A 13,407-nucleotide genomic window follows, 5' to 3' on the forward strand; every position below is an offset into this window, starting at 1 on the left:
CCACGTGTGAATGGCATGGCTTCGCCGCGCAGGACGCGAGGGCGCTGCCCTCGACGGAATTTCGCCCGCCAGCCTCAGCGACTTCGGTTTGCTCCCCTCTCCCCTTGCGGGAGAGGGCTAGGGTGAGGGGTCGGTAACGGCATTGCCTGGCGAATGTCGTCCCACGTGTGAATGGCATGGCTTCGCCATTCAGGACGCGAGGACTCCGTCCTCGACGGGGTTTCGCCCGCCAACCTCGGAGACTTCGGTTTGATCCCCTCTCCCCTTGGGGGAGAGGGCTAGGGTGAGGGGTCGGTAACGTCATTGCTTGGCGAAATATCGCCGTCTAATTGGCATGGCTTCGCCATGCAGGACACGAGGACTCCGTCCTCGATGGGGTTTCGCCGCCGCTACGCGGCTTGGCGAGTGACTTTTCTTTGCGTGGCCAAAGAAAAGTCACCAAAAGAAAGGCCACCCCCACTTGTTCGCCCTCCTGCGTCGGGTTCCCTCGGTTCAGGCAAAAGGTCTGGCGGAACGACGCAGACGGTACATCCCTGTACCGCCTGCGTCTGCGCCGTCGTCCATGACGGCGCTCCTGACCTTGTGCCCTCACCTCGGCGAACAACAGGGGGGCAACACCCAACCCGCAGCACCGAGGCCAGTTAATTGACCATGACCTTGTGTTTGCGGGGTCAGGGTCGGGAGGGCTGTTCTCTCAGAGCCAACCCCTCACCCACCCCATGGCGAGACCAGATTGTCGCACCTATGCAACAGATTTCATCAATATGGTTGCATAGGTGAAAAAATCATGGTGAATACAACTGCAAGCAGCAGATATCCCTATCGGGAAACGGCTGTATATAGACGGTCCAATAGTGAATATTTCACCGTAATAAAACCTTATTTCTCTAACGTCCGATTACGCTTCTCTAATCGAACCTATGGGTATAGTTATTAAATTACCCCCCCCCAACATACACAGGTAAGGATAATAAATGATCGGTTCAATATGGAATAAATGGGACTTACATGTGCACTCCCCATTTACACATCAAGCCAATGAGTTTGGAAATACATCTATAGATGAATTTATTGATACCATCGTAGCGTCAAATCTAAAACTGACTGGCATTACAAATTATTTCTTTTTTAAGGAAAATGAACTAGAGCTTATCAGAGATAAAATTAAAGAGAAAGGTGTTGAGCATACTGTATTAGGTAATCTTGAGTTTCGTATAGACCAACAGAACAAAGATGGTGAATGGATTAACGTTCACTGCATATTATCAGAAAATATCACAAGCCAAAAAATTAACTCTATCTTATCAACTCTTCCAATCTCAAACACTACATCTGACGGTAAAAAAATATACTGTTCACAAGAATCCTTCACTGACTCCAAGGTTAAAACATCAGAAGCAACAGTTAAGTTTGATTTATTAATTGAGCATTTAAATCACAATTTAAAGTTTGGCATTGATTTTTTGATTGCAGCCTGTCCAAATGGTTATGGTGGGTTTAGGCCAGATACAAAAGAAGGAAGGTCTTTAGCTGTTGCTATAGAAATTGAGAAAAGATGTCAGATTATTTTAGGTAGACCTCAAGATAGAAGCTTCTTTCTAAATAAAGAACGATACGAGGGCGCTAAGCAAAAACCTGTATTCTATGCATCTGATGCACATAAAATAGCATCAATAGGAACTATGTATTCTTGGGTTAAGGCAAAGCCTACATTTGAAGGTTTAAGGCAGGCTATTATTGAACCAGACCTTCGCGTACAACAAACTGATAACTTCATTGAGAAACAATATTTAAAACCTTGGTTTAAATCTGTTGAGTTGGGTGGAAATATATTTTCTGGTGAGGAAATCTCTTTTTATAGCCAAAAAATACCATTAAACCCAAATCTTGTAACAATAATTGGTGGAAGAGGTACAGGTAAAAGTCTATTTTTAGATGCCATGCATTCTCGCTTCAACCACTTATCTGAGCACTCCAATGCTCGGATGGTAAGCAGTGAAAACTTATGTGTTGAATTAGATCAAGGTGATGGAACAGTATTAAGGTTCGACTCTCCAGAAAACACATACTCTTATCTTCATGTTTCTCAGGGAGATGTCCAGCATTTTAGTCAAAAACCAGATGATCTTAGTGACGAAATAAAGAGAATGCTAAGAATTTATGGTACTGAGTTTGACCCCGTAACTAACTCTGAAATTTCGAATAACTTAAGTAGATATAGAGCGTTCGTTGAATACTGGGAAGATGTTGATTCTCAAAACCAGAGAATAAACAATCCGACATACCAACAAAGTATTATCGATAATAACACTCAATTAATTAGCACACTTACAAACCCACAAAACAAATTACTTATAGAGAGATACCAACAAAATTCAAAGAATATCAATGAACACAATAACTTTATCAATGAAGCAAGAAACTCCATTGCTCTTTTTAATAGATACATATCAGAAATAAATCAAAGAATACAGCTCCTTAACTCTCACACTTGCTCGGTAATAAAGTCTCCATTATTAAATGAAGATGCACTTCAGAACCCTATAAATCAAAACATTGAAACATCTAAAACCAAAATAGAAGAGCTATCACTTGCAAATAATTTAATTGCTGAACAATTTAAATTGCAAGGTATTAATCAAGACATTTCCTCACTACTTACAAAAGTGACTGAATATCAAAAATCAATTGACCATGCATCCTCAAAACTAGAAGAAATAAATCAGAGAACTCAAGAGTATCATAAATTAGTACAGTCTCGCGGAGAGTTATTATTAAAGTATAAAGACTATATAGAGGAACAAAAAAATAATATAGATAATGCTTTTCTAAAACTTCAGCGTAAGCAACCCCACTGGAATGAGGAGCAAAACACTTTAGTTCAAGACATACTCTCAGACATTCATATTAATGGCGCTATAGTATTTAATAAAGAGCAATTCTACAGTGGCATTGAAGAATGTTTAAACAGGGGTAAATTTAGAAGTACAAATGAAAAAAGCACTTTTGACAGATTGATGGAGACTTTCTGTGTAAACTCAAGCGACGATTATTTTAGACTCGTTTCCGGTGAAAATATAATAAACTGCGATGGTGATAAAATAAACTTGGAAGCCTTTCTTTGGATGCAAGAGTTTTTTAACAAGGGAGGGAGATTTGAACTATTGAATTATCTTCACTCGTCTTCAAGCATTAAGAAATATCTCTATACCAACGCAGACTTCCAATATAAAGGGAAGTCCGTGAATAAGCTATCTGTTGGCCAGCGAGGTACTTTCTATGTTTGTTTAAAATTAGCAACAGATCCCTTCGGAAGCCCTTTTGTATTTGATCAGCCTGAAGATGATCTAGATAATGAGTTTATTATGTCTCAACTAGTCCCACTGTTTAGGAAAATCAAAAAATATCGTCAAGTCATAATCGTCACCCATAACGCAAATTTAGTTGTCAATACGGACTCTGAACAAATAATAATAGCCGACAACCAAGGCGAACACATTAAATATAAGTCAGGTGCCGTTGAAGATGGTAACGTGCGAGAGAATTCCGGCATACGAGCAGATATCTGCAATATTCTCGAAGGCGGTAGTTATGCTTTTGAAAAAAGAGAGCGAAAATATGGTATCCAAGATTTGGCATAACCAAATTTATCCACAAAAAACACGGCTATGAACTAGGTTTCATCGAAAAAAATCCTCAAACCGCAGCCTTGAGCTGCGGTTTTTATTTCTATTCCCCATACACGTAGATCCCCAACCCCTTGCACAGCTCTCCCCTTCGGCGGGATAGGCGCCCGACATGAACGCTAAAGCCACGGGCGGGCACGGTATTGGTTCCCCCTGCAAACCACCGAGTCGAGTTCAACGGGTCAGGAGCGCCATCAGGGATGATGGCGTAGCCGCAGTCGGCATATGGGCCAAATCGGATCAGGGCGAGCACTGCTCGACCCCGATTTGGCGCGAGAACAAGGATGTTCGAAGCGGGCTTTGGCCGAAGCCATGGATGGCGTAGGCCAAAGTGCCGTCTGCGGCGCTCCGTCCAACCCGTTGGACGAGACGAGGGAACCCGCGAAGCGGGTGGTTTGCCGGGGGGAAGACTTTTGGTGTTATTTGCCAAAGAGAGCGGGTCTTTCCAAAGTCACTCGCCCCAGCCCGAAGGGCGGGCGAAACCCTGTCGAGGGCAGCGCCCTCGTGTCCTGCATGGCAAAGCCATGCCATCCAAGCGTTGGCTGGCATTTCGCCGAGGAATGATGTTAGCTCCCCCTCACCCTGGCCCTCTCCCGCAAGGGGAGAGGGGATCTGAGCGAAGGATGCCGAGGCTTCGACAAACCACAAACAAAAAACCGCAGCCTTGAGCTGCGGTTTTTATTTCTATTCCCCAAACACTTTTTCACTCAAACCAAAACCCTATTTCCCCAACCCCTTGCACTGCTCTCCCCCTGCGGCGGGATAGGCGGTGAGCGTCTCATAGAGGACGGCGCGCAGGCTGCCGGATTGGCAGAAATCGCAGTTGCCGCCAGCGTCGATATCGGTGATGCGGGTGCCTTGCGGCCCCTCCTTCACCAGATAGGTGCTGACAAAACGGTAGGTGCCGCTGGGGGTGTCGAGCGGGGTACCCGGCTCGCCAAAGGTGAAACTCACCTTGACCTCGCTGCGATCCCGGCTACCGTCGATGGCGCGAGACGAGAGTATCTCAGAGCCCAGCAGATGATCCCAGGCATTGGGCAGGAAGGGGTTGCCCTCGACGAAGGGGGGCTTCTCGTCCGGGGCTTCGCGAGTGGCTATCTCCCGCGCCTTGGAGGCAGCATTGAGCAGGCAGAGCAGCTCGGGGGAGACGATGTTGGGCAACGCACCGCCCAGGTCTGCCTGATAGAGGCCGCTCGGTTTGACTTGGCGCTCCCAGTCGAGAAACTCGGCCACCTTGGCGCGGGCTTGGACCTGCATATCGGGGGCTGTGGCGGCCACAGACTGCCCGGACGCCAGCAGAGGCAGGGCCAGAAACGGCCTCCAGTTCAACTTCATGACGTCATCTCCTTGTTATTCTTGAAAAACAGAGCCGCCATCGGGCCGGTTTATGCCGTATATTGGCCCTCTCCCTACCACAAAGGAACTGCTTCTTGAGACCCTATCCCGCCCTGTTGCTCTTGCTGGCAACCACTGCCGTTCAGGCCGAACAGGATTGTACTGCGCCGGTGACACAAACCGACATGAACATCTGTGCGTTTCAGGATTACCAGCGAGCCGATGCCAAGCTCAATGCCGCCTATAAAAAGCGGGTTGCCTCCCTGGAGAAGGCACAGCTGGAGAGGCTGAGAACCGCGCAACGGGCCTGGATCGCCTTTCGCGATGCCCAGTGCCGTTACGAGGCCGGCGTCTATGAAGGGGGATCAATGGCGCCCATGGTCCACAGCAGTTGTCTCACCCAGTTGACCGAGGCGCGCACCAAAGACCTGAACACACTGCCAGACCAGCCATGATCAGAGGCGCCAACCAGGTCAGGTAGGAACTGGGGCAAGAAACAGACGGCTTGCAGGCACTCCGGTGAGTAATGACGCTAGTCCCCTCACCCTGACCCTCTCCCCCAAGGGGCGAGGGGATCAGTCCGAAAAATGCCGAGGCTTCGGCAGACCACAAAAAAAACGCAGCCTTTTGAAGGCTGCGGTTTTTTTATTGGCTCAACCTGTTGGCGCGAGCAGCGCCGCCGGCATTAGGCACGGCGCCAGCTGGTCTTGCCGGCGCTGTCTTCCAGCACGATGCCCATCTCGGTGAGGCGGTTACGGGCGGCATCCGCCGCGGCCCAGTTCTTGTCGGCGCGGGCCTGATTGCGCTCGGCGATCAGGCGCTCGATTTCGGCGACCTCTTCGTCCGCTTCGTCACCCTTGAGGAAAGCCTCGGGGTCTTGTTGCAGGATGCCGAGCACGGCGCCCAGCTCCCGCAGACGGGCACCGAGGCCGGCGGCGACAGCGATGTCTTCGGCCTTCTGGCGGTTGATCTCGCGCACCAGGTCGAACAGGGCAGAGTAGGCTTCCGGGGTGTTGAAGTCGTCGTCCATGGCATCAACAAAGCGAGCCACCTGCTCGTCGCCACCGGCGGCGGCCGCCGCCGGCAGATCGCGCAGGGCGGTGTACATGCGCTCCAGGGCGGCGCGGGCTTGCTTCAAGTTATCTTCCGAGTAGTTGAGCTGGCTGCGGTAGTGACCGGACATCAGGAAGTAACGGACGGTTTCGGCGTCGTAGTGGGCCAGCACATCGCGGATGGTGAAGAAGTTGCCAAGGGATTTGGACATCTTCTCTTTATCCACCATCACCATGCCGCTGTGCATCCAGGTGTTGACGTAGTCGCCGCCGTGGGCGCAGCAGGACTGGGCAATCTCGTTCTCGTGGTGCGGGAACTGCAGATCAGAGCCGCCGCCGTGGATGTCGAAATGGTTGCCAAGATGCTTGGAGTTCATGGCGGAGCACTCGATGTGCCAGCCAGGGCGACCCGGGCCCCAGGGGCTGTCCCAGGTCGGCTCACCGGGCTTGGACATCTTCCACAGCACGAAGTCGAGCGGGTTGCGCTTGGCATCCACCACGTCAACCCGGGCGCCGGCCTGCAACTGCTCCAGATCCTGGCCGGAGAGCTTGCCGTAGTCGGCGTAGGACTCGACGATGAACATCACATCGCCGTTGTCCGCCACGTAGGCGTGCCCTTTTTCCAGCAGGGTTTCAACCAGGGCGATGATCTCGCCGATGTGCTGGGTGGCGCGGGGTTCGATGTCCGGACGCACCATGCCGAGGGCGTCGAAATCCTGGTGCATGTCGCCGATGAGGCGCTCGGTGAGATCGTCACAGGTCACGTGCGTTTCGGCGGCGCGCTTGATGATCTTGTCATCCACGTCGGTGACGTTGCGCACATAGGTGAGGTCGTACCCTGCATAACGCAGGTAGCGAGCGACGACGTCGAAGGCGACGAAGGTACGGCCGTGGCCGATATGACAGTGATCATAGATAGTGACGCCACACACATACATGCCCACCTTGCCCGGGTGGATAGGTTTGAATTCTTCTTTTTGACGAGTGAGTGTGTTGTATATCTTCAGCATCTTATGACCACTGCCTGTGAGTAAAATGGCCTGCCATTCTAACCGCATCCGGTATAGAAAACGAGGCAGAAAAAGCCCCCTCTCCCCCCTGCCATCTATGCCGCAGGGCCTTGATGGGCTAGAATTGCCACCACTTTATGCCATACACCTGCGGGCACCTTGCTGCCCGCGTCAAAATGAAAGGACAACTCATGGTTACTCTGCACACCAACCACGGCGACATCACCCTGACCCTGAACGCGGAAAAAGCCCCGGAGACCGTGGCCAACTTCCTGCAATACTGCCGTGACGGTCACTACGACAACACCATCTTCCACCGCGTCATCGACGGCTTCATGATCCAGGGCGGCGGCTATGCCCCGGGCTTTGAAGAGAAAGAGACCCGCGCTCCCATCAAGAACGAGGCGGCCAACGGTCTGTCCAACAAGGTCGGCACCATCGCCATGGCCCGCACCATGGAGCCGCACTCCGCCAGCGCCCAGTTCTTCATCAACGTGAACAACAACGACTTCCTGGACTTCAAGTCCGCCACCACCCAGGGCTTCGGCTACTGCGTGTTCGGTGAAGTGACCGCCGGGATGGACGTGGTCAACAAGATCAAGGGCGTGAAGACCGGCAACTACGGCCGCATGCACCAGGACGTCCCGACCGAAGACGTCGTGATCACCAAGGTGACCCTTGCCGAGTAATCCCTGCCGGCCAGGCTCTGATACCACTGCGGCCCCGGCCGCAGTTTTTCCATCTGCCGCCCCCAACTGGCGCCGCCTCGACTATCTGGCCCAGGGCAACGAACGTCAGCGCTCGGCCCACGCCCTGCTGAGCGGCGGCCTGTGGGATGAGCTTGGCCCCCTGTGCAACGATCTGGCCCTGGTGAGCACGATCGCCATCGGGCTGGATAGACCCGGCAGCGATCTCGACATCCTCTGCCAGCATCCGGACCCGGCCTTCCTTGCCGCGACACTGGCCGCACAAGGCTGGCAGGTGCGAAGCAAGGGCGAACAGGTCTGGATCGCCGAGCAGCAACGCCACGGGCCAGATGGCCAGTGCTGGCCAGTCGAGCTCTACCTCACCTCTGATCCCCTCGAGACATGTCATGGCTGGCGCCACCTCAGCCTGATGGCCGCCCTGCTTGAGCGCTTTGGCGCCCCCTTCCACCGGGAGGTGCTGCGCCTGCGCGTTGATGAAGGGCTCAAGGGGGAAGCGGCCATGTGCCGCCTGCTGGGTCTGTCCGGCGACCCTTACGAGGCGTTGCTGACCCTTGAGGGCGTCAACCTTGCGGGGCTCTGCTGCCCTTCCCTCCCCCACCCGCTCGACGTGCAAGGTCACAGGCCTTGTCCGCACCCAGGCGGGACTCTCTTACCATGATGCCCAGGAACTCATGAGCACCCTCTTTATCAGTGACATTCACCTCAGCCAAGGCAGGCCCGACATGACGGCGGCCCTGGTGCGCTTTCTGGCCGAAGACGCGCCCGGTGCCGACGCCCTCTATGTGCTGGGGGATCTGTTCGAATTCTGGATTGGGGACGACGACCCCAACCCGCTCCACCGCGAGGTGGCCGATGCCTTTCTCGCCCTGAGCCAGCAAGGGGTGCCCCTCTACTTCATTCACGGCAACCGCGACTTCCTCTTGGGGCGCCAGTTTGCCAAACGGGCCGGCATGACCCTGCTTGGCGACCCCTGCGTCATCGAGCTGTACGGCGAGCGGGTGCTGCTGAGCCACGGGGATCTGCTCTGCACCCGGGATGAGGGCTACCAGAAGTTTCGCCGCATCACACAACTCAAATGGCTGCGCTGGCTCTTCCTGCGCCTGCCGCTCTCGCGCCGCCAGGCCATCGCCCACAAGATGCGCGGCCAGAGCCAGATGGAGAATGCCCACAAGAGCCAGATCATCATGGACGTGACTCCGGAGGCGGTGGACGAGATGCTGCGCCAGCACGGCTGCCGCCTGATGATCCACGGCCACACCCACAGGCCCGCCATCCACGACTTCACCCTGGATGGGCGTGCGGCGCGACGCATCGTGCTGGGTGACTGGTTCGAGCAGGGGTCGGTGCTGGTGTGCTCCCCCGCCGGGCAGCGCCTCGACACCCGCGCGCTCGGCTGAGGCCCTCTGCCTGCCATGGTCAGGAGCGAGTCTCATATGACCGTTTCTGACTCACGCCGTGCTGTGGCGGGATACAAGCAGGATCCCTGCATATACTCTGGTTCTCTGCACACAACGAGGAGATGACCATGGGATTTCTTACTTGGGTGGTACTGGGGCTGATCGTCGGCATCCTGGCCAAATGGATCATGCCGGGCAAGGATGGCGGCGGTTTCTTCATGACGGTGATCCTGGGGGTGGTCGGCGCCATGGTGGGGGGCTATGTTAGCACCCTGCTTGGGATGGGAACGGTCACCGGCTTCAACCTGCCGAGCATCATCATCGCCACCGTTGGCGCCCTGATCGTGCTGTTTGTCTACAACAAGCTGCGCAGTTGAGACCCAGCCACCCATCGATGCGAGGGCGCCAATGGCGCCCTCGCTGTTTTCTGCCCCGCTGGCTCCATCTTGCCGCGACCACCCGATCTCATCCCCCGAGCCTTAGCCCGGCGCCGGGCTTGCATCATTTCTAGTAGAGGCGTCTAATAACCCCCATGCCAACCAGCGACGCTCTGCCCCGCCGCCCTCGCGGCCGCCCTGCCCAGCACGGGCACACCTATGCCGACACCCGGGATCTGTTGATCCGCCGGGGCATGGAGCTGCTGACCGAACAGGGCATCGCCGCCACCTCCATCGAGCGGGTGTTGCAGTCGACCGGGATCCCCAAGGGCTCCTTCTATCACTACTTCGCCACCAAGCACGACTTCACCCTGGCGGTCATGGATGCCTATCACCATTACTTCTGCCGCAAGCTGACGCGCTATCTGGAGGATGAGAGCCTGCCCCCCCTGGCCCGCCTTGTCGCCTTCGTCGACAGCGCCTGCTGGGGCATGACCCGTTATGCGTTCCAGCGGGGCTGCCTCGTGGGCAACCTGGGTCAGGAGGTGGTGCAACTGTCCCCCGAGCTGCGCCTGCGCCTCGAGCAGATCCTCCTCGACTGGGAGGCGCTGCTCGCCCGCTGCCTGAGGGATGCCGTGACGGCGGGGGAGCTGCCCCCTGATTGTGACTGCCCTGCCCTCGCCCATCAGTTCTGGATCGGCTGGGAAGGCGCCGTACTGCGCGCACGCCTGGTGGGCGATACCGAGCCCATGCTCTCTTTTCTCCGCTTTTTCATGACCTTGGCCAAATAGTTTTTTTACGAAGATTAATAGTCAGTCAGTCCAATTAATGGGAGTAGACAAGATGTTCAACGGTATTCTGATCGAGAAAGACGAGGCGGGTTATCGCGCCAGCTACCAGAGCCTCTCCGAGGAGATATTGCCTGCCGGGGATGTGACCGTGGCGGTACAGTGGTCTTCCCTCAACTACAAGGATGGCCTGGCCCTCACCGGCGCCGCCCCCGTGGTACGCCGCTTCCCTCTGATCCCCGGCATCGACTTTGCCGGTACCGTGCTGGAGAGCCAGCATCCCGACTGGCACCCCGGCGACAAGGTGGTGCTCAACGGATGGGGCGTGGGCGAGACCCACAGTGGCGGGCTGGCAGAGCGGGCACGGGTCCGGGGCGACTGGCTGGTCGCCCTGCCTGAGCGCTTCCAGCCCCGGGACGCCATGGCCATCGGCACCGCAGGGTACACCGCCATGCTCTGCGTGATGGCGTTGGAGAAGCACGGCATCACCCCCGGTGACGGTGACATTCTGGTGACGGGTGCCAACGGCGGCGTGGGCAGCGTGGCGATCACCCTCCTGGCCAAGCTGGGCTATCGGGTCGTGGCCGCCACCGGGCGGCTGCACGAGGCCGACTATCTGACGTCCATCGGCGCCGCCGAGGTGATCGATCGCGCCGAACTGGCCACGCCGGGACGCCCGCTGGGCAAGGAACGCTGGGCCGGCGTCATCGACACCGTCGGCAGCCACACCCTGGCCAATGCCTGCGCCACTACCCGCTACGGCGGCGCCGTGGCTGCCTGCGGTCTCGCGGGAGGGATGGACTTCCCCTCCACCGTCATGCCCTTCATCCTGCGCGGCGTCACCCTCTATGGCATCGACAGCGTGATGGCACCGCGCCCGCTGCGCCAGCAGGCCTGGGCCCGACTGGCCGAGGATCTCGACCTGACCCGCCTCCATCTCCTCACCCGGGAAGTGCCCCTCTCCCAGGTCGTGACCCTGGGGGATGCCTTCCTGGCAGGCCAGGTGCGCGGCCGGATCCTGGTCAATGTCCAGGGGTGATGACTGACGCGATATGAGCCGGCTCGCCTGNGTCAGGCGAGCCTCTCCAGGACATTTCGCAGCCACACGGAGCGTCCCCCCCTTCCCATCGTCCATGACAATGGACAACAGATGCGTTCAAACACTCACGTGCAGGTTTCCCGGACAGAGGGACCGAGACATCTCTATAGGCAGCACCTTCCCGCTGCCCCCCTCCCCCATCGATGCAGACAACCGTCACTCCTCATCGACAAGCCCCTGCCCTGGATACCCGTATTCGCCGAAATGAGGCTCTGTTCGCCCACGACTGCGAACCATTGTCTTGCCCACTGACAGACCCCCGTTAAACAATCGATGCATCGAACAAATAATTCAGAATAGGAATACGTTTTATTTATCACCGCATATAAAAAGGGCGCATCATCTTGTATTAAACCTGTTTTTTGTATGGAAAAGCCCGAATCAAATGACAGGGGTGCATTACACTCAAAAACGACGCTTCATACCCAGAAAGTGTGAAGAGTTCGTCAACGAAGAGATGTCGGATGATTCTATTTTCTTGGCTGGAGTGTGCTTATGTTCGACTCGAAACTTAAAAAAGAGCTGGCAGCAGAACGAGAGAGGGCCTTGAAAAGCGAGGCTCTGGATCATGCCATGCACGATCATCTTCCCATGATTGAATTCACCACCGATGGTTATATTCTCGATGCCAGCCCGCTTTTTCTTCATTCCGTCGGCTACTCCCTCAATGAGATCGTGCAGCAGCATCACGCCATGTTCTGCATGAAAGAAGATACCGACTCTCCCTCCTATCGGGAATTCTGGCGAGATCTGGCAAATGGGCACAGCCAGCATGGCACCTTCCACCGGGTTGGCAAACAAGGCAAGGAAATATGGCTGGAAGCCACCTATTTCCCCGTCAGCCAGGGCGGAAAAATAATCAAGATCATCAAAATAGCGTCAGATGTGACAGTGCAACATGATCTGCTCATGACTCAAAAAGCAATATTTGAGGCGCTGGATCGCTCCCTTGCCGTCATCGAGTTTGAACCGACTGGTGTTGTTATTTCCGCCAACCGTAATTTCCTGGATACCATGGGCTATCGACTCGATGAAATTAAAGGCCATCAACATCGCATGTTTTGTGATGAGCTGTTTTATCGGGAACATCCCGATTTCTGGCAGGAGCTGGCTCAGGGGACGTTCAAATCGGGGCGCTTTCAGCGATTTGATAAAAAAGGCCATGCAGTCTGGCTGGAGGCAACCTACAACGCTGTGCGGGGCAGCCATGGCAAGGTGATCAAGGTCATCAAGTTTGCCTCCAATATCACCCCGCAGATCAGCAAAGATCAGGCCGTACAACATGTGGCCAAGGTGGCAAATGAAACATCTGTCACAACCAAATCCTCCGCCATCAAAGGAGAGGAGATGTTGACCACCGTCGTCTCCACTTCGGACAATATTGTCAGGCAGATGGAACATGCCAGCACCTTGATGAGCAAGCTCCACGCTCAATCCCAGAATATCACCGCCATCGTATCCACCATCAGCAGCATTGCAGACCAGACCAACCTGCTCGCGCTCAATGCCGCCATCGAAGCGGCGAGAGCCGGCGAACAAGGCAGAGGCTTTGCCGTCGTGGCCGATGAAGTTCGTCAACTGGCGGCAAGAACCTCCCTATCGACCAACGAAATAGCCAATGTCGTCAGCCAGAATCAGCAGCTCACCAGGCAGGTCAGCGAGCAGATCCAGTCCGCGGCAGACGGCGCCATCCACGGGCAAAAGCAGATCGATGACGTTGCAAAAGTGATGGAGGAGATAAGACACGGAGCAGAAGAGGTGTCGACCATCATCTCGGAACTCTAGAGAATTCTGGGAAGCACTCAGGAGCCTGCCATCGAGCAGGCTCTTTGATGTTCACACCAGGGGTCGTAGCTTGGCACGTGCAGATTCAAGAGATGAACCGACTCTTCAGGTCGCAGCCATTCTGGCAGTCAATTGACTAGAAACAAAAAGGCCACTATTGCTAGTGGCCTT

General features: G+C 55.0%; 11 protein-coding genes. 9 read left to right on the forward strand and 2 right to left on the reverse strand.

The genetic code is table 11. The annotated features are described in order from the left end of the window. Positions 1-974: 974 nt before the first annotated feature. Positions 975-3,641 carry a TrlF family AAA-like ATPase gene (locus tag AB5Y93_RS14760; protein WP_368229715.1) on the forward strand — a complete coding sequence of 889 codons (2,667 nt, stop codon included), beginning with the start codon at positions 975-977 and terminating at the stop codon, positions 3,639-3,641. A 765-nt stretch (positions 3,642-4,406) separates the two neighbouring features. On the opposite strand, the gene AB5Y93_RS14765 is transcribed toward AB5Y93_RS14760, so the two are convergent. After that, on the reverse strand, positions 4,407-5,021 hold the full coding sequence (locus AB5Y93_RS14765; RefSeq protein WP_368229716.1) for a hypothetical protein: 615 nt from the start codon (positions 5,019-5,021) through the stop codon (positions 4,407-4,409). Between the two features lie 95 nt (positions 5,022-5,116). Between AB5Y93_RS14765 and AB5Y93_RS14770 the strand changes: the two genes are divergently transcribed. Next, a complete protein-coding gene (locus AB5Y93_RS14770; protein WP_010675218.1) occupies positions 5,117-5,476 on the forward strand; it encodes a lysozyme inhibitor LprI family protein in 360 nt (119 codons plus the stop codon). Positions 5,477-5,706: 230 nt separating this feature from the next. On the opposite strand, the gene cysS is transcribed toward AB5Y93_RS14770, so the two are convergent. Beyond that, positions 5,707-7,083 carry a cysteine--tRNA ligase gene (gene cysS / locus AB5Y93_RS14775; protein WP_041214950.1) on the reverse strand — a complete coding sequence of 459 codons (1,377 nt, stop codon included), beginning with the start codon at positions 7,081-7,083 and terminating at the stop codon, positions 5,707-5,709. A gap of 191 nt (positions 7,084-7,274) precedes the next feature. Here cysS and AB5Y93_RS14780 point away from each other — a divergent pair, with 191 nt between their 5' ends. The 7 genes from AB5Y93_RS14780 to AB5Y93_RS14810 all read left to right on the forward strand — a co-directional run bounded on the left by AB5Y93_RS14780 (position 7,275) and on the right by AB5Y93_RS14810 (position 13,236). Beyond that, entirely contained in the window at positions 7,275-7,772 is a 498-nt protein-coding gene (locus AB5Y93_RS14780) for a peptidylprolyl isomerase (protein WP_010675220.1), read from the forward strand. Then, positions 7,762-8,448 (forward strand): DUF4269 domain-containing protein, encoded by a 687-nt coding sequence (locus tag AB5Y93_RS14785; protein ID WP_368229717.1) that lies wholly within the window; start codon positions 7,762-7,764, stop codon positions 8,446-8,448. The genes AB5Y93_RS14780 and AB5Y93_RS14785 overlap by 11 nt, the downstream gene beginning before the upstream one ends. A gap of 13 nt (positions 8,449-8,461) precedes the next feature. Next, positions 8,462-9,187, forward strand: coding sequence for a UDP-2,3-diacylglucosamine diphosphatase (gene lpxH, locus AB5Y93_RS14790; protein ID WP_041213119.1), 726 nt, complete (start codon positions 8,462-8,464; stop codon positions 9,185-9,187). Between the two features lie 128 nt (positions 9,188-9,315). Continuing rightward, a complete protein-coding gene (locus AB5Y93_RS14795) occupies positions 9,316-9,564 on the forward strand; it encodes a GlsB/YeaQ/YmgE family stress response membrane protein (protein WP_010675223.1) in 249 nt (82 codons plus the stop codon). Positions 9,565-9,719: 155 nt separating this feature from the next. Continuing rightward, complete coding sequence (locus AB5Y93_RS14800) at positions 9,720-10,355, forward strand: TetR/AcrR family transcriptional regulator (protein WP_368229718.1); 636 nt, start codon at positions 9,720-9,722, stop codon at positions 10,353-10,355. A 52-nt stretch (positions 10,356-10,407) separates the two neighbouring features. Continuing rightward, positions 10,408-11,391 carry an MDR family oxidoreductase gene (locus tag AB5Y93_RS14805; protein ID WP_368229719.1) on the forward strand — a complete coding sequence of 328 codons (984 nt, stop codon included), beginning with the start codon at positions 10,408-10,410 and terminating at the stop codon, positions 11,389-11,391. Positions 11,392-11,946: 555 nt separating this feature from the next. Next, positions 11,947-13,236 carry a methyl-accepting chemotaxis protein gene (locus tag AB5Y93_RS14810; RefSeq protein WP_368229720.1) on the forward strand — a complete coding sequence of 430 codons (1,290 nt, stop codon included), beginning with the start codon at positions 11,947-11,949 and terminating at the stop codon, positions 13,234-13,236. Positions 13,237-13,407: the final 171 nt, after the last annotated feature.

This window comes from Aeromonas sp. R10-1 (assembly GCF_040908465.1).
Lineage (GTDB): Bacteria > Pseudomonadota > Gammaproteobacteria > Enterobacterales > Aeromonadaceae > Aeromonas > Aeromonas caviae.